Source organism: Pseudomonas sp. BGA-UO-ETr-WB11, assembly GCF_059567785.1.
The window spans coordinates 187,627-204,539 of record NZ_JCAQOS010000003.1; the positions used below are offsets into that span (position 1 = coordinate 187,627).

Sequence of the window (16,913 nt, forward strand, 5' to 3'; positions counted from 1 at the left end):
TAAGCAGCGGAGGGGGCTAAATGCATTGGGTCTAGGGCTTCAGCCGCGAGGCGCTGCCAGGCGGACCGCATTGTGTTGCGGCCATAAAAAACGGGCCCGATTGGGCCCGTATTCAAGGTGGCGGTGATTACGTGGCTTATTCGTCGCCTTCGTCTTCGTCGCCGTCGATTTTCATCCCCAGTTCTTTGATCTTACGGGTCAGGGTGTTGCGGCCCCAGCCCAGCAGCAGTGCCGCGTCGCGGCGGCGGCCGGCGGTGTGCTTGAGGGCGGTTTCGATCATGATCCGCTCGAAGGTTGGCACGGCACTGTCCAGCAGGCTGGTCTGGCCGCGGGCCAGGGATTGGTCGGCCCAGTGGCGCAGGGCCTGTTCCCAGTTGCTCACCGGCGACAGCTCCTGCGGCTGGGTCAGCAGCTCGGGGGGCAGGTCGTCGATATGCACTTCGCGGCCGGAGGCCATGACCGTGATCCAGCGACAGGTGTTCTCCATCTGCCGCACGTTGCCAGGCCATGGCAGGTTCTTCAGGTATTCCTCGGTTTCCGTCTTCAGCAGCTTGGGTTCGACCGACAGCTCTTGCGCGGCGCGAGCGAGGAAGTGACGGGCCAGGGTAGGGATGTCCTCGCGGCGGTCGGCCAGGCGCGGGATATGAATGCGGATGACGTTGAGGCGGTGGAACAGGTCTTCACGGAACTTGCCGGCCTGCACCAGGCTTTCCAGGTTCTGGTGGGTAGCGGCGATGATGCGCACGTCGACCTTGACCGGCGTGTGGCCGCCGACCCGGTAGAACTCGCCATCGGCCAGCACGCGCAGCAGGCGCGTCTGAGTATCAGCGGGCATGTCACCGATCTCATCGAGAAACAGGCTGCCGCCGTCGGCTTGTTCGAAGCGCCCACGGCGCTGGTTGGCCGCACCGGTAAAGGCGCCTTTTTCGTGGCCGAACAGCTCGGATTCCATCAGGTCTTTGGGGATCGCCGCCATGTTCAGGGCAATAAACGGCGAGCTGGCGCGTGGGCTGTGGCGGTGCAGGGCGTGGGCGACCAGCTCTTTGCCGGTGCCCGACTCGCCGTTGATCAGTACGGTGATGTTGGAGTGGCTGAGGCGGCCGATGGCGCGGAACACCTCCTGCATGGCCGGCGCTTCACCGATGATTTCTGGGGTGCGTGCGACTTCGGCCGGGGCCGCCAGGCTTTGCTGTTCTTGCGCATGCTGCAGGGCGCGCTTGACCAGCGACACGGCCTCGTCGACGTCGAACGGCTTGGGCAAGTACTCGAAGGCGCCGCCCTGATAGGAGGCCACGGCGCTGTCGAGGTCCGAATGGGCGGTCATGATGATCACCGGCAGGCGCGGGTATTGCTCGCGCAGCTTGGCCAGCAGGTCGAGGCCGCTGGAGCCGGGCATGCGGATGTCGGAGATGATCACATCCGGCTGCTGGCGGCCCAGGCGCTGCATCACGCTGTCGGCGTTTTCAAAGCTGACAGTGGTCAGGCCTTCCTGTTGCAGGGCCTTTTCCAGTACCCAGCGGATGGAGCGGTCGTCGTCGACGATCCAGACGGTTTCAGTGCGACTCATGACGAAGCGGCTCCTTGTTCCAGCGGCAGGAAGATCGAAAATACGGTGTGGCCAGGATGGCTTTCGCACTCGATCAGGCCCTGGTGCTGACTGATGATGTTCTGGGTAATGGCCAGGCCGAGGCCGGTGCCATCGGCGCGGCCACTGACCATGGGATAAAAGATGGTGTCCTGCAGCTCGGTGGGGATGCCCGGCCCGTTGTCGATGATTTCCACCTTGGCCACCAGGCGATGGCGCACATGGCCGATGGTGAATTGGCGCAGGGTGCGGGTGCGCAGGGTGATGCGGCCCAGGCGCAGTTCATTTTGCGCGCTGAGGGCTTGCATGGCGTTGCGCACGATATTGAGCACGGCCTGGATCATCTGCTCACGGTCGATCAAGACGTCCGGGATGCTTGGGTCGTAGTCGCGCACGAGGGTGATGCCGCCCTGGGTTTCGGCGGCGACCAGGCTGCTGACGCGCTCCAGCACTTCGTGAATATTGGTCATGGCCAGGGACGGCAGCTTGTTCGAGCCGAGCATACGGTCCACTAGATTTCTTAACCGGTCGGCCTCTTCGATGATGACGTTGGTGTAGTCCTTGAGGTCTTCGCTGGGCAGCTCGCGGGCCAGCAGTTGCGCCGCACCCCGAATGCCACCAAGGGGGTTCTTGATCTCGTGGGCCAGGCCGCGCACCAGCATCTTGGTGGTTTCCTGCTTGGACAGCTGGGCCTCTTCCTTGGTGATACGCAGTAGGCGATCACGTGGGTGCACTTCCAGCAGCAGCAGCGTAGTGCTGCGATTGAGGATTGGCGTGACGGCATAGTCGACGGTCAGGGTCTGGCCCGTCAGTGCGGTGAGCAGGGCTTCGCGCTTGGTGAACGGATGGGCATGCTCGACCGCGTGGCGCAAAGCGCTGAGGGCTTCCGGTGACTCGCTGAACAACTCGCTGATGAATTGACCGTGGCTGCGTTGGCCGCTGACAGCCAGGAGCATTTCCGCCGCCGGATTCATGTACTCAAGGCGCAGGTTGGCATTGAGCAGAATGGTCGCGGTGGTGAGGTTGTCCAGCAGTAGCCGGTGCAGTGCGTCGTCGATGGTCATTTTGGGCATCCCAGGTCTAGGGCTGAAAATGCAAGAAGCAAACCAAAGCCCCGAAACGACGCGATAAATGCGTGTATTCAGGGCGAACGGCCGAATCCGGCGCAGCCGCAGGTGGTTAGGCGAACCAAAATGGGGACTTTAGCAGGCAGCACCAGAATTGTGCGCACCAATAGAGTGCGCATTGAGGTGGGCTAGATAAAAGGAACGAAGGGAATGTCGCGAGGTTCGATGGGTTTGTCCTTGATCGGGCATTCGGGACGCACGCCGTAATCAGCCTTTTTGCACGGTCTGGCTTTGCGCTTCTGGTCCAGCGAAATCAGGCGCACATGCAGGGGCTGGCTGGGGGTGCGTTCCAGTGTGCGGCCTTCGCTGTCGAGAATCTCCACTGCCAGTTGATGGGTGCCGCGACTGAGCCCTTGCAGGGGAAATACCGGACTGCGGCCGGGCTCGCTCGCAGGTTGGCCGTCGAGGATCAGACGGTAGTTGTGGGCGGCCAGCAGGGCGGGTTCGCTGGTGGCGCTGACGATGATATCGCCGGTGCCATCATTGAGTACGGCGTCTGGCTCGGGCACCAGAATGCGCAACATTTGATAGCTGGGTGGCGCCGCTACGGCGGGAGCGCTGGGGGCGGCCACGTTCGGCGTGATCTGCGCCATGCCGTTGGTGGGCGCCAGCGGTACATGTCGTGCGTTGCCGGCCTTGGGCTGGTCGGTAAAGACCCGGTTCCCCTCGGCGTCGACATAGGTATACACCTGGGCAAAGGCCGGGCTGGCAAGCATCAGCAGGCTAAGCAGTAATGCGCGCATGGATTAACCAGCTGGCTTGGGTGTGGGTTTAGGTCGTAGCGCTGGGCTCTGAGTGTTCACCCGTTGCACGGTGAAGGTAATCACCGCGCTTTGCTGCAGCACCCGGCCTGCACTGAGTACCTGTACGGCCAACTGATGGGTGCCGCGCGGTACGTTGGTCAGTTGCAGCGGTGGGCGGCTGCTGGGCGGGCCGCTGGGTTGGCCGTCGAGCAGCAATTGCAGTTGATGGCCGGCGGCGAGGGCGGGCTGCAAGATAACGCCGACGCTGAAGGTGCCGTTGTTGGCGCGCATGGCTTCGTCATCGGGAATGTCTGTCAGTTGCAGGACGCGGTAGGCGTTGCCGGCGACGGTGCTGTCTGTTGTCGTGCTCGGTGCGCTGATGGGCTGGGCGGCGACGCTGTTGGTCGGCGGCAGGTCGATGGTCTTGGTATCAATGCCTTCAGGCGGTTGATTGGTGTACACCGTGTTGCCGTTGGCATCGGTGTAACTGTAGATCTGGGCGGTTGCTGGCAGGCTCAGGGCGAGCAGCAGGCAGGTCAGAAGGGTGCGCATCAAGCGTCTCCCGCAGCGGGTTGGATGGCTAAGCCTTGCACTGCTGGCGGCAGCTGGCAAGTTATGCGACGTGGAGCTGTGCTCTGCACTAACAAAAAAGGCCTCCCGAGGGAGGCCTTTCATTAGCTGCCGAGGCGGCTAAGACTGGTTTAGACGCTGTAGTACAGGTCGTATTCCAGTGGGTGTACGAAGGTGCGAACCTTGACTTCTTCTTCCGATTTCAGCTCGGTGAAGGATTCCAGGAAGTCCTTGGTGAATACATCACCTTTCAGCAGGAAGTCGTGGTCGGCTTCCAGGGATTCCAGGGCTTCTTTCAGGCTGCCGCACACTTGCGGGATCAGCTTGGACTCTTCTGGCGGCAAGTCGTAGAGGTTCTTGTCGGCAGCATCGCCAGGGTGGATCTTGTTCTGGATACCGTCGATACCAGCCATCAGCAGGGCAGCGAAAGCCAGGTACGGGTTGGCAGCTGGATCCGGGAAGCGTGCTTCGATACGACGGCCGCGTGGGCTGGCGACGTAAGGAATACGGATCGAGGCGGAACGGTTACGGGCCGAGTAGGCCAGCATGACCGGTGCTTCGAAGCCAGGTACCAGACGCTTGTAGGAGTTGGTAGCCGGGTTGGTCAGGGCGTTCAGTGCCTTACCGTGCTTGATGATGCCGCCAACGAAGTACAGGGCGGTGTCGGACAGGCCGGCATAGCCTTCGCCCGCGAAGGTGTTCTTGCCATCTTTAGCGATGGACATGTGTACGTGCATGCCCGAGCCGTTGTCGCCATACAGCGGCTTCGGCATGAAGGTCGCGGTGCGGCCGTAAGCTTCGGCAACGTTGTGCACGCAGTACTTGAGGGTCTGCACTTCGTCAGCTTTGGCAACCAGGGTGTTGAACTTAACCCCGATTTCGTTCTGGCCGGCAGCCACTTCGTGGTGGTGCACTTCAACGATCTGGCCCATTTCTTCCAGAGCGTTGCACATGGCGGTACGGATTTCGTGGTCCGAGTCAGCTGGCGGAGTCGGCAGGTAGCCACCTTTCACGCCGATGCGGTGGCCGTTGTTGCCCTGGCGACCGTCGTTGTCAGCGTCGCTGTTCCACGAGGCTTGTTCGGAGAAGATTTTGAACATCGAGCCGGACATGTCCGACTTGTATTTCACGGAGTCAAAGATGAAGAATTCTGGCTCCGGGCCAACGAATACGGTGTCACCGATGCCGGTGGTTTTCAGGAACTCTTCGGCACGCTTGGCGATGGCGCGTGGGTCGCGCTCGTAGCCCTGCATAGTGGACGGCTCGATCACGTCGCAGACCAGGATCAGGGTCGGCTCTTCGGTGAACGGGTCCAGTACGGCGGTAGAGTCGTCTGGCAGCAGAATCATGTCGGAGGCTTCGATGCCTTTCCAACCTTCGATGGAGGAACCATCGAACATCTTGCCGACTTCAAAGAAGTCTTCGTCCAGAGCGTCGCGTGCCGGCATGCTGATGTGGTGCTGCTTGCCGCGAATGTCGGTGAAGCGCAGGTCTACCCACTTCACGTCGTGTTCTTTGATCAGTTGAATTGCCTTGGACATGCTGTTCTCCAGGTGGATAAGGGCAGTTCGTTGCCCCTGCTATGTATATGTTGCCGGCCAGAATACTCGGTCATGACAACCTGTCTCGCAAGGCAGCAAAATGTATGCCAGTGCTCTTTTTTGGGCCGGGCAGCGAAATATCAGGCCCTTTGCGGCGGCGATGCGGGTTTTTGGGTGTGTCGCGCACTTTAATGGTGCTTGATTGTTTGGTTGTGCATTGTTCTGGTGCGTAATGCGGATTGCTGCAGATAGTTGGTCAAAGCTTGAACAATTTCCGCTATAATCCGCGCCCCTCTTTTTGGCCGCTTTGTCACGCGCAGCTTTCATGAAACTTATCGTTAAAGTTTTTCCAGAAATCACCATCAAAAGCCGGCCAGTGCGTAAGCACTTTATCCGGCAGTTGGGGAAGAACATCCGTTCGGTGCTGCGTGATCTCGATCCGGCCCTGAAGGTCAGTGGTGTCTGGGACAATCTCGAAGTTGAGACGCAGCTGACGGATACGAAAGTGCTGCGCGAGATGACCGAGCGGCTGTGCTGCACACCGGGCATCGTGCACTTCCTGGAAGTTAACGAGTACCCCCTTGGTGATCTAGACGACATCACCGCGAAGTGCAAAACCCACTACGCCGACCTGCTGCCGGGTAAGGTCTTTGCCGTGCGCTGCAAGCGTGGTGGCAAGCACAGCTTCAGCTCGATGGACGTCGAGCGCTACGTCGGCAGCCAGCTGCGTCAGCAGTGCGGCGCCGCCGGTATTTCGCTGAAAGACCCCGAGCTGCTGGTTCGCATGGAAATCCGCGACCAGCGCCTGTTTGTCATTCACCACCAGCACAACGGCGTTGGCGGTTACCCGCTGGGTGCGCTGGAACAGAGCCTGGTGCTGATGTCCGGTGGTTTCGACTCCACCGTGGCGGCTTTTCAGATGATGCGCCGTGGCCTGCTGACCCACTTCTGCTTCTTCAATCTCGGCGGCCGTGCCCACGAGTTGGGCGTGATGGAAGTGGCGCATTACCTGTGGAACAAATACGGCAGCTCTCACCGCGTATTGTTTATCAGCGTGCCGTTCGAGGAAGTGGTCGGCGAAATTCTCGGCAAGGTCGACAACAGCCACATGGGCGTGGTGCTCAAACGCATGATGCTGCGCGCCGCGACGCAAATCGCCGAGCGTTTGCAGATTGATGCTTTGGTCACCGGCGAAGCGATCTCCCAGGTGTCCAGCCAGACCCTGCCGAACCTCTCGGTCATCGACGCGGCGACCGACATGCTGGTGCTGCGTCCGCTGATCGCCAGCCACAAGCAAGACATCATCGACACCGCCGAACAGATCGGCACCGCCGAGTTCGCCAAGAACATGCCTGAGTACTGCGGCGTGATCTCGGTAAACCCGACCACCCGTGCCAAGCGCAACCGGGTTGAATACGAAGAAGCCCAGTTCGACATGGCGGTGTTCGAGCGCGCCATGGAGCGTACTCGGCAAGTGGCCATCGATCGGGTGATTGATGAGCTGGGCGAAGACCTGCAGGTGGAAGAAGTGCGTGAGGCCCTCGCCGGGCAGATCGTGCTGGATATCCGCCACCCGGATGCGCAGGAAGATGCGCCACTGGAGTTGCCCGGTATCGACATTCAGGCACTGCCGTTTTATGCGCTGAATAACCGTTTCAAGGAGCTGGATGCTACGCGCCAGTACCTGCTGTATTGCGACAAGGGCGTGATGAGTCGTCTGCATGCCCATCACCTGCTGAGCGAGGGACATGCCAATGTGCGCGTTTATCGTCCGGCATAAGACTCCAGGGCTCAATGGCGGCAGTATCCGCCATCGCCCTCCCGACCGACGGGCCGGTTGAGTCACTCGTTTTGCATACTCGCCGCCTAGACTTAGCGGCACCCCGAATCCTCTGATCGAGATACAAAAGTGATCGAAAATCTACGCAACATCGCCATCATTGCTCACGTTGACCATGGTAAGACCACCCTGGTAGACAAACTCCTGCGCCAGTCCGGCACCCTTGAGCGTAACGAGCTCAACGACGAGCGCGTAATGGACAGCAATGACCAGGAAAAAGAGCGCGGCATTACCATTCTTGCCAAGAACACCGCGATCAACTGGAACGGCTACCACATCAACATCGTCGACACCCCCGGCCACGCCGACTTCGGCGGTGAAGTTGAGCGCGTAATGTCGATGGTTGACTCGGTGCTGCTGCTGGTCGACGCCCAAGACGGCCCGATGCCGCAAACCCGCTTCGTGACCAAAAAGGCCTTCGAAGCCGGCCTGAAGCCAATCGTGGTCATCAACAAGGTTGACCGTCCAGGCGCGCGTCCGGACTGGGTTCTGGACCAGATTTTCGACCTGTTCGACAACCTCGGTGCCACCGAAGAACAGCTGGACTTCAAAGTTGTCTACGCCTCGGCCCTGAACGGTATTGCCGGTCTGGATCACACCGACATGGCTGAAGACATGACCCCGCTGTACCAGTCCATCGTCGACAACGTGCCGTCCCCGCAGGTTGATATCGATGGTCCGTTCCAGATGCAAATCTCGGCACTGGACTACAACAGCTTCCTCGGCATTATCGGTGTTGGCCGTATCGCCCGTGGTCGCGTCAAGCCGAATACCCCGGTGGTCGCTATCGACGCTGACGGCAAGAAGCGTAATGGTCGTATCCTCAAGCTGATGGGTCACCACGGCCTGCACCGCATCGACGTTGAAGAAGCCACCGCCGGTGACATCGTCTGCGTCAGCGGCATGGACCAGCTGTTCATCTCCGACACCCTGTGCGACATCAACAATGTTGAAGCGATGAAGCCGCTGACCGTCGACGAGCCGACCGTATCCATGACCTTCCAGGTCAACGATTCGCCGTTCTGCGGTAAAGAAGGCAAGTTCGTCACCAGCCGTAACATCAAAGAGCGTCTGGACAAAGAGCTGCTGTACAACGTTGCTTTGCGCGTTGAAGAAGGCGACTCGGCTGACAAGTTCAAGGTTTCTGGCCGTGGTGAGCTGCACCTCTCGGTACTGATCGAAACCATGCGTCGCGAAGGCTTCGAAATGGGCGTTGGCCGTCCAGAAGTGATCATCCGCATGGTTGACGGCGTTAAGCACGAACCGTTCGAAAACGTCACCATCGACCTGCCGGAAGAATCCCAGGGCGCGATCATGGAACAGATGGGCGTGCGTAAAGGCGACCTGACCAACATGGTTCCGGATGGCAAAGGCCGTGTGCGCCTGGAGTACAACATCCCTGCTCGTGGTCTGATCGGTTTCCGTAACGAGTTCCTGACCCTGACCTGCGGTGGCGGCATCCTGACTTCGATCTTCGATCGTTACGATGTGATGAAGTCCGGCGACATGTCTGGCCGTCAGAACGGCGTACTGGTATCGGTTGCTACTGGTAAGGCACTGACCTACTCGCTGGAAACCCTGCAGGCCCGTGGCAAGCTGTTCGTTGAGCACGGCCAGGAAATCTACGAAGGTCAAATCGTCGGTCTCAACAGCCGTGACAACGACCTGGGTGTGAACCCAACCAAAGGCAAGAAGCTCGACAACATGCGTGCTTCCGGCAAAGACGAAACCATCGCTCTGGTTCCGCCAGTCCGTTTCACCCTGGAGCAGGCACTGGAGTTCATCCAGGACGACGAGCTCTGTGAAGTGACGCCGAAGTCGATTCGTCTGCGTAAGAAAATTCTTGGCGAAAGCGAGCGCACCCGCGCTAACAAGAAAAGCGGTAACTAAGTAACCCGTTACCCCGCTTGAAGAAGCCCCCTGCCGCAAGGCCGGGGGCTTTTTTTTGCGCGTTGTTCGGGCTGCACGCTGGAGGGCGGCTCACATAGTTTTCACAGAACCAGCGTTAGTGTGCTGGACAAAATGGCGGCTGATGCCTGTGGTGCAATCAGGTTGCACGGGCGCAGACGCGACAATAGCTGGTGGAGAGTGAGTGGTATGCAGGCGCAGGTGATGAGTGGGCGGCAGCGTTGGGATTGGGCAGGCCTGGGCTGGCTGTTCCTGTTCTTCTGGTATTTCTCCGGGGTGACGCACCTGTTGATCCAGCTGACCGGCACCACCGGCTTTGCCAGTTTTCGCCAGGCGTTTCTGCTCAGTGCCCTCTGGCTGATTCCGGTGTTGCTGTTTCCGGCGCGAGCGCGAGCGATTGCCGGCAGCATCGGCCTGCTGCTGTGGGCCTGCTCCCTGGTGGGGCTGGGCTACTTCTGCATTTATGGCCAGCAGTTCTCGCAGAGCGTGATCTTTATCATGTTCGAGTCGAACATGGCCGAAAGCAGCGAGTACTTTGCCCAGTATTTCGCCTGGTGGATGGTGCCGGTTTACCTGCTCTACACCCTCGGCGCCTGGTTGTTGTGGAAGCGTGTGAGGCCCCTCGAATTCAGCCGCAACCAGGCGTTGCTGCTGAGCCTGGCACTGTTTGTTGCTTTGCTGGCTTACCCGCTCGGCAAGCAGGTCTACAAGCACGGTAACTGGCCAACTGCCCTGGAAAAGTTCGAGGCGCGGGTCGAACCGGCGGTGCCATGGCAGCTGGTGGTGGGCTATCGCAAATATCTGGAGCAGCTGGGTGACATGCAACTGCTTCTGGATGGCAATGCCAAGGTTGCGCCACTGCAGCAGTTGCAGGATGCCCAGGCCGGTCAACCCAGCACCTTGGTGCTGGTGATCGGCGAGTCGACCAATCGCCAGCGCATGAGCCTGTACGGCTATCCGCGGGCGACCACGCCGAAGCTGGATAAATTGCGCGAGCAACTGGCGGTGTTTGACAACGTGGTGACGCCGCGGCCTTACACCATCGAGGCCTTGCAGCAGGTGCTGACCTTTGCCGATGAGCAGAACCCGGACGCCTACCTGACCACGCCGTCGATCATGAACATGATGAAGCAGGCGGGTTACAAGACCTACTGGATCACCAACCAGCAGACCATGACCAAGCGCAACACCATGCTCACCACCTTCTCCAAGCAGGCCGATGAGCAGGTCTATCTGAACAACAACCTCAACCAGAACGCCCGTCAGTACGACGGTGACGTACTCAAACCTTTCGGCAAGATTCTGGCTGACAGTGCGCCGCGCAAGTTCGTCATCATCCACTTGCTGGGCACGCACATGAGCTACAAGTACCGCTACCCAGCGGAATACGACCAGTTCACCGACCGCAAGGGCGTGCCGGGCTGGGTCACCGATGACCAGCTGCCGACCTACAACAGCTACGACAATGCCGTGCTGTACAACGACTTTGTGGTCTCCAGCCTGATCGAGCAGTTTTCGGCAAGCAAACCCAACGGCTTCCTGCTGTACCTGGCGGATCATGGCGAAGCGGTGTTCGATTCGCCCAAGGGCAACGTGCTGGGCCGCAACGAGGGCAAGCCGACGGCGCCGATGTACACCATCCCGTTTATGCTCTGGACCTCCGAGCAGTGGCGCAGTCATAGCCCTGCTAGTTATCAGGCCGAACTCAGCCGTCCGTATAGCAGCTCGAATTTGATCCATACCTGGGCCGATCTGGCTGGCCTGCGAGCGGCTGAGCTGGACCCGAGCAAGAGCTTGGTCAGTGCCAACTTCAAGGAGCGGCCGCTGATGATTGGCGACCCTTACCAGCCCAAGTCGCTGATCGACTTCAGTCTGATCAAGCCCAAGGCACCAGCGCCGGCCAGGCCGGCTGACCTGGCGCAGAAGTAAACCGCCGCCTAAACAAAAACGCCCCGGCAACTGTCGGGGCGTTTTTTATCTGCTGTTTGCCGGCTTACTTGGGTTTGTAAGCGCAGAAGCCTGGGCGTGGACCGATTTTCGGGTGATTTCGGCAGGTTTCCGGGCGCAGGTCGTAGACGGTGCATAGGCGCGTCTTGCGGTCCAGGTACAGGCAGTCGTTATTGCCCATGCGCACCAGGGTGAAAATTTCCGACTTCTGGTGAAAGCGCTCGACGATGCCTTCTTTCTGCAGACGCTTGGCGATGTTCTTGCGCGGCTCTTCGCGCTCGAACTCCTGCACCAGGCCGAGGCGCAGCAGGTCGTTGAAGCGCACTTCCACCGGCATGGTGCAGCACGAGGACACGCAGCTGCTGCACATGGTGCGTTCGTATTTGATCCAGGTGTCGGTGCGATCCAGGTCGGCGCCGACGATCAACAGCTTGGTCATGACTCAGTGCACCTGTATGTGGAAAGCGTTGGGCGCGCGATGATACCGACGTCCGCGCATTTATGAACGCTCTTCCGCCCGGTGGCGGGCAATAAGCATGGATAAATGTGTTGTGTGTCTGTGCGCTGTCGCCCATTCGTCTCTGTCAGGGGATGCAGGTGCAGCCCTATACTCTCGCGCGCAGTCCAGGGACCGCCGTATTTGTCGCAACCGAATTGGGAACACAACGCATGCAATGGATCTTCATGCTGGTTGGCTTGGTGCTCGGCGCCTTGGCCGACGAATCGCTCAGCGCCGGATTGCTCGGTGGCCTGATCGGCCTAGCGTTGGGACAGACCCTGCGTCTGCAGGGGTTGGAGCTGCAGAACAGCGAGTTGCGCAAGGAGCTGCTGGCCTTCGCCGCGCGCTTTGAACAGGCCGGCGTCGCGTTGCAGGAGCGCCTGCGCCAGCTGGAGGCGGGGCAGACGCCCCCCGATGAGGTCGCTGAGCCACCGGCAGCGGCCAGTGCCGTGCTGACGGAGATTGTTGCGGCACCCGCCGATGACGAGCTGGTCTGGGAGCTGCCCGACGAACTGCTTGAGCGCCCAGCCATGGCGGCGTCGAGCCCGTTGCCCGCCAATGTGTGGATGGCCGAGCCGGTCGTGGTGGCGCCGCAGCCGGTGCTGCCCAAGGCTGCGCCAGTGCCGCGCGAGCCTTCGCCGCTGGAGCGCGCCATCGACGCCGCACAAGCCTGGTTGTTTGGCGGCAATACCGTGCTGCGGGTTGGTGTGGTGCTGTTGTTTCTCGGCCTGGCCTTTCTCCTGCGCTATGCCACCGAAGGCATGGTGGTGCCGGTGCAGGTGCGTTATGCCGGGGTCGCGGCCAGCGCCGTGGCACTGCTTGGCCTGGGTTGGTGGTTGCGTCTGCGCAATGCCAACTATGGCTTGATGCTGCAAGGCACTGGCATCGCCGTGCTGTACCTGACGGTGTTTGCCGCGATGCGCTTGCATCCTCTGCTGAGCTCCGGGGAAGCCCTGGGCTTGTTGGTGGTAATCACCCTCTGTTCGGCCATTCTGGCGATTGCCCAGGATGCGCTTGGGCTGGCCGCTGCCGCCGCGTTGGGCGGTTTTGCCGCGCCGATTCTGACCTCCACTGGCAGCGGCAACCATGTGGCGCTGTTCAGCTACTTTGCCCTGCTGAATGCCGGCATCTTCGCCATTGCCTGGTTCAAGGCCTGGCGCCTACTTAACCTGATCGGCTTCGTCGGCACCTTCGGTATTGGTTTCGCCTGGGGCCTGCGCTCCTATAAACCGGAGCTGCTGGCCAGCACTGAGCCGTTCCTGGTCCTGTTCTTTCTCATGTACGTCGGCATCGGTCTGCTGTTCGCCCGGCGCAAGTTGCTGGAAGCCGCGGGCTTGCCGGTGGATGGCAGTCGCAGCGAACTGCTGCGCTGGTCGGCTCGCCAGGGTGATTATGTCGACGGCACCATCCTCTTCGGCCCGCCGCTGATTGGCTTTGGCCTGCAGTACGGGCTGGTTCAGCATATCGAGTTCGCCGCGGCCTTCAGTGCCCTAGGTCTGGGCCTGTTTTACCTGCTGCTGGCGCGGCTGCTGAGCGCCAAGGTGCCGGGTCGCGCGCTGCTGCTGGTGGAAACCTGCCTGGCGCTGGGGGTGATCTTTGCCACGCTGGCCATTCCCCTCGGCCTCGATGCACGCTGGACGTCGGCGGCCTGGGCGGTGGAGGGTGCTGGTATTTTCTGGCTTGGCTTGCGTCAGCAACGGCGCCTGGCACGAGCCTTTGCCCTGTTCCTGCAGGCGGCGGCCGGGCTGGCCTTTCTTGGCAGTTTGCAGGGTGGGAGCGATACCGTGCTCAACGGTGCGCCGCTCGGTGCGTTGATGCTTGGTGCGGCGCTGCTGTTCAGCCATCGTCAGCTGCGTTTGGCTGCACCCGCGCTGAGCCAGGCTTGGGAGCGCCATGGCCTGCCGCTGCTGGCCTGTGCCGGGTTGGCGTTCCTCTACCTGATCGCGCCGCTGAACTTCGCCGCGGAAGTGACGGCCATCTGCTGGGCGCTGGCCGGGCTGGCGACGCTGATCGTCGGCCTGCGCATCCAGTCACGCAGTTTTCTGTTCAGCGCCTTTGCCGTGCAGTTGCTAGGTGGCGCGCTGTTCCTGTTGCAGTTGGATACCGCCCAGGATGGCGCCAGTGGGGTATTCAGCGCCGGTTGGCGCGGCTTGATGACGGCCTCGCTGATTGGCCTGGCGCTGATCGGCGGCATGCTGTTTGCCGCCCGTGATCAGCTGGTGCGCAGCGATGTGCGCCTGTTGCGTGGGCTGTCGCTGGTGTTGCTGGCCGGCCTACTGCTAATCAATCTGGCGGTGCTGTTCGTGCTGCCCTGGCAAACCGCCAGCTCGGTGTGGGGCGGCAGTGGTTTGCTGATCATCTGGCTCAGTCTGCACCTGCAACAGCGCGCCAGTTTTATCTTCGGCCTGCTGCTGCAGGTGGTGGGCGGTGTGGCCTTCCTGGGTGCTAGCCCGCTGCTGTTGGGCATGTTGACTGGTGTCGGTTTGCGTCCGCTGGCCCATGCCGGTTTCTGGACGCCCTTGGTGCTGGGGTTGGCCGCATTGGTTGGCGCCTGGCGCCTGCAGCAGGTGGTGCGCCGCGAGAGTGCCGGCGACTTGGGCCGTTTGAGCCTGGAGCGTTTGTCGCAACTGTTGCTGGTCTGGGGTACAGGCTGGTGGGCCCTGGCCTGGGCCAGTGAGGTCTGGCGGTTTGTGCCGGGCCCTTGGCAGGCCACGTTGCTGTTGCTGGCCCTGGCCGGCAGCGCGGCACTTGTCACCTTGCTGGCCAAACGCTGCGATTGGCGTGCGCTGGCCCGGCTGCAGACCTTGCACATCCCGGTCGCCAGCGTGCTCTTGGCCTTGAGCTGGTCGAGCAGCTGGAACCCGGCGGGGCACTTTGGCTGGCTGGCCTGGTCACTGGTGTTTGCCGTGCATTTTGTTGGCCTGCGTCAGTTGGCGGCGTTGCTGCCCACGCGCGCCCGGAGTGCCAGCCATGTGCTCGGCTGCTGGTTACTCCTCGGTGTGCTGGCGCTGGAGTTGCGTTACTTACTGGCGCTGCTGGCCGAGCACTACAACGCCTGGCGTTGGCTGGGCTGGGCGCTGCTGCCGAGCGCCTACTTGTGGCTGATGGCGCAGCCGCGGCGTCTACCCTGGCCGGTGGCGGTGTATGGGCGCGAGTACCGGCTGCTGGCGGCTGCACCTCTGGCTGCGCTGATGCTGGCGTGGTTCTGGTTGGCTAATATCGCCAGCGATGGCGCCGCCGAGCCGTTGCCTTATCTACCGCTGATTAACCCGCTGGAGTTGGGTTTGCTGTTTGCCCTGTTCGGCGTGACCCAGTGGTTGCGCAGTGGTCTGCCGGCACTGGGCTGGAGCCCTGAGCGCACCGCCACGTTGGTGCAACTGCTGGCCGGTGCTTCACTGTTCGCCTTGCTCACGGCGGCGGTGCTGCGCGCCGTGCATCACTGGGCCGCTGTGCCTTATGCCGTGCAGCCGCTGCTGCAGTCGATGCTGGTGCAGGCGGGTTTGTCGCTGGTGTGGACGCTGATCGCCTTGCCGCTGATGATCTTCGCCCACCGCCGTGGTCGTCGCGAGTTGTGGCTGGTGGGCGCGGCGCTGATTGCCCTGGTGGTGGCCAAGCTGTTCTTCGTCGAGCTGGGCAACCAGGGTGGGCTGGAACGTATCGTGTCGTTTATTGGGGTCGGCGTTTTGCTGCTGATCGTGGGTTATTTCGCGCCACTGCCACCTCGGCAGGCGGTGCCAGACGTCGAGCAGGTCAAGTTATGAAGGGCATCTTCGCCAGCAAGCGTCGCCTATTGGTCGGGCTGGTCGCCAGCCTGTTATTGCCAGTAGCGGTCGCTCAGGACGCTCCGGCCGACTTCACCACCCAGGCGGCCCTCACATTGACTGGGGAAGGCCCCTGGTATCGGCTGCAGGTGCCGATGGCCCTGCAGTTTGCCGCCCGCTATGCGGACCTGCGCGACATTCGCGTATTCAATGCCGAAGACCAGGCGCAGGCCTATGCCCTGACCCTGGGGCGTGCCGAGCAGCAGGTGCAGGTGCGCCAGACGGCGGTGAAGTGGTTCCCGTTGCACGGGGCCAAGGATGGCAGCGCCGAAGCGCCGGGTATTCGCGTGCAGCGCAGCGATGGCGGCACCCTGGTGGAGGTGTTGAGCGAGACGAGCGGCAAGCCTGAGCAGCAAATCCTGCGCGGTTGGCTGCTGGATGCCAGCGCCATTAAGGCGCCTCTTGAGCAGTTGCAGCTTGATTGGAGTAGCGACAGCGACGGCTTCCAGCGTTTCCGCATCGAGGCCAGCGATGACCTGCAGCATTGGCAAAGCTGGGGCGAAGGGCAGATCGCCCGACTGGCGTTTGCTGATGAGCAATTGCAGCAGCGTCGGGTCAACCTACCCGGTCAGTCGGCGCGCTACCTGCGCCTGCTCTGGCTGGCGCCGCAGCAAGCCCCGCAGTTGTTGGCGGCCGAATTGAGCAGCAGCGACCGGCAGGCCAAGGTGGCGCCCATGGCCTGGTCGGCCGCGTTGTCGGCGAGCAGCAGCAAGCCGGGTGAATACACCTGGGAGCTGCCATTGGCGTTGCCCTTGGAGCGTGTACACATCAGCTTGCCTCAAGCCAATACCCTGGCGCCGGTAACGCTTTATGGCCGTCGTGATAGCACCTTGCAGTGGCAGGTGCTCAATCGCAGCCTGCTGTACCGCGTGCCCCACGGCGGCAAGGAATCAGTGCAGGAACACATCGACTTGTATGGTGCGCCGGTGCAGCAGCTCAAATTGGTAGTGGATGAACGCGGCGGTGGCTTGGGTATCAGTTCCCCGCAGATCACCGTGGGCCTGCGTGCCACTGAACTGGTGTTTCTCGCCCGTGGTACGCCGCCGTATCAGTTGGCGTTGGGCAATCAGGCCGCGCAAGCCGCCAACTTGCCGTTGAGCACGTTGATTCCTGGCTACGAGCCGGCGCGTCTCAGCCAGCTGGGTGTGGCCAATGTGGCACTTGCGACGGCAGCCAGCGTTGAGCCGCCGGCGCCCGCCAGTGCGGCGATTGACTGGAAACGTATCGGCCTGTGGGCGGTCCTGTTGCTGGGCGTCGGCCTCTTGGTGCTGATGGCCATGAGCGTGTTGCGCACGACGCAGGTCAAACCATGAGTTCTGTTCAGTGCCGTGC

At 61.5% G+C, this 16,913-nt stretch carries 11 protein-coding genes; 5 read left to right on the forward strand and 6 right to left on the reverse strand.

All coding sequences use genetic code 11. From position 1 onward, the window contains the following. Positions 1-136: 136 nt before the first annotated feature. The 5 genes from ntrC to glnA all read right to left on the reverse strand — a co-directional run bounded on the left by ntrC (position 137) and on the right by glnA (position 5,566). On the reverse strand, positions 137-1,567 hold the full coding sequence (gene ntrC, locus AC56DI_RS02360; protein ID WP_496344772.1) for a nitrogen regulation protein NR(I): 1,431 nt from the start codon (positions 1,565-1,567) through the stop codon (positions 137-139). Further along, positions 1,564-2,649 carry a nitrogen regulation protein NR(II) gene (gene glnL, locus AC56DI_RS02365; protein ID WP_496344773.1) on the reverse strand — a complete coding sequence of 362 codons (1,086 nt, stop codon included), beginning with the start codon at positions 2,647-2,649 and terminating at the stop codon, positions 1,564-1,566. Before glnL ends, ntrC begins: the two co-directional genes overlap by 4 nt. A 191-nt stretch (positions 2,650-2,840) precedes the next feature. Then, positions 2,841-3,455: a DUF4124 domain-containing protein gene (locus tag AC56DI_RS02370; RefSeq protein WP_496344774.1), complete on the reverse strand. Its 615-nt coding sequence runs from the start codon at positions 3,453-3,455 to the stop codon at positions 2,841-2,843. A 3-nt stretch (positions 3,456-3,458) separates the two neighbouring features. Next, positions 3,459-4,007, reverse strand: coding sequence for a DUF4124 domain-containing protein (locus AC56DI_RS02375; RefSeq protein WP_496344775.1), 549 nt, complete (start codon positions 4,005-4,007; stop codon positions 3,459-3,461). 149 nt (positions 4,008-4,156) lie between these two features. Continuing rightward, entirely contained in the window at positions 4,157-5,566 is a 1,410-nt protein-coding gene (gene glnA / locus AC56DI_RS02380; RefSeq protein ID WP_422589020.1) for a type I glutamate--ammonia ligase, read from the reverse strand. A gap of 325 nt (positions 5,567-5,891) precedes the next feature. On the opposite strand from glnA, the gene thiI reads away from it, so the two are divergent. From thiI to cptA, 3 genes are all read left to right on the forward strand, one after another. Then, positions 5,892-7,346 carry a tRNA uracil 4-sulfurtransferase ThiI gene (gene thiI, locus AC56DI_RS02385; protein WP_496344776.1) on the forward strand — a complete coding sequence of 485 codons (1,455 nt, stop codon included), beginning with the start codon at positions 5,892-5,894 and terminating at the stop codon, positions 7,344-7,346. Between the two features lie 129 nt (positions 7,347-7,475). Next, positions 7,476-9,296 (forward strand): translational GTPase TypA, encoded by a 1,821-nt coding sequence (typA, locus tag AC56DI_RS02390; protein ID WP_324521164.1) that lies wholly within the window; start codon positions 7,476-7,478, stop codon positions 9,294-9,296. A gap of 207 nt (positions 9,297-9,503) precedes the next feature. Then, positions 9,504-11,243: a phosphoethanolamine transferase CptA gene (gene cptA, locus AC56DI_RS02395; protein ID WP_496344904.1), complete on the forward strand. Its 1,740-nt coding sequence runs from the start codon at positions 9,504-9,506 to the stop codon at positions 11,241-11,243. 64 nt (positions 11,244-11,307) lie between these two features. On the opposite strand, the gene AC56DI_RS02400 is transcribed toward cptA, so the two are convergent. Further along, the gene (locus AC56DI_RS02400; protein ID WP_422589015.1) at positions 11,308-11,700 is read right to left on the reverse strand and encodes a YkgJ family cysteine cluster protein; all 393 of its coding nucleotides are present in this window, start codon (positions 11,698-11,700) and stop codon (positions 11,308-11,310) included. A 230-nt stretch (positions 11,701-11,930) separates the two neighbouring features. Here AC56DI_RS02400 and AC56DI_RS02405 point away from each other — a divergent pair, with 230 nt between their 5' ends. After that, a complete protein-coding gene (locus AC56DI_RS02405) occupies positions 11,931-15,521 on the forward strand; it encodes a DUF2339 domain-containing protein (protein WP_496344777.1) in 3,591 nt (1,196 codons plus the stop codon). Then, entirely contained in the window at positions 15,518-16,894 is a 1,377-nt protein-coding gene (locus tag AC56DI_RS02410; RefSeq protein ID WP_496344778.1) for a DUF3999 domain-containing protein, read from the forward strand. Before AC56DI_RS02405 ends, AC56DI_RS02410 begins: the two co-directional genes overlap by 4 nt. The last annotated feature ends 19 nt before the right edge of the window (positions 16,895-16,913 follow it).

Bases quoted from the DNA above. Each gene is read 5' to 3' on its own strand.
- glnL (WP_496344773.1), bottom strand. From the start codon at position 2,649: ATGACCATCGACGACGCACTGCACCGGCTACTGCTGGACAACCTCACC.
- thiI (WP_496344776.1), top strand. From the start codon at position 5,892: ATGAAACTTATCGTTAAAGTTTTTCCAGAAATCACCATCAAAAGCCGG.
- glnA (WP_422589020.1), bottom strand. From the start codon at position 5,566: ATGTCCAAGGCAATTCAACTGATCAAAGAACACGACGTGAAGTGGGTA.
- AC56DI_RS02375 (WP_496344775.1), bottom strand. From the start codon at position 4,007: ATGCGCACCCTTCTGACCTGCCTGCTGCTCGCCCTGAGCCTGCCAGCA.
- AC56DI_RS02400 (WP_422589015.1), bottom strand. From the start codon at position 11,700: ATGACCAAGCTGTTGATCGTCGGCGCCGACCTGGATCGCACCGACACC.
- cptA (WP_496344904.1), top strand. From the start codon at position 9,504: ATGCAGGCGCAGGTGATGAGTGGGCGGCAGCGTTGGGATTGGGCAGGC.
- AC56DI_RS02410 (WP_496344778.1), top strand. From the start codon at position 15,518: ATGAAGGGCATCTTCGCCAGCAAGCGTCGCCTATTGGTCGGGCTGGTC.
- AC56DI_RS02405 (WP_496344777.1), top strand. From the start codon at position 11,931: ATGCAATGGATCTTCATGCTGGTTGGCTTGGTGCTCGGCGCCTTGGCC.
- AC56DI_RS02370 (WP_496344774.1), bottom strand. From the start codon at position 3,455: ATGCGCGCATTACTGCTTAGCCTGCTGATGCTTGCCAGCCCGGCCTTT.
- ntrC (WP_496344772.1), bottom strand. From the start codon at position 1,567: ATGAGTCGCACTGAAACCGTCTGGATCGTCGACGACGACCGCTCCATC.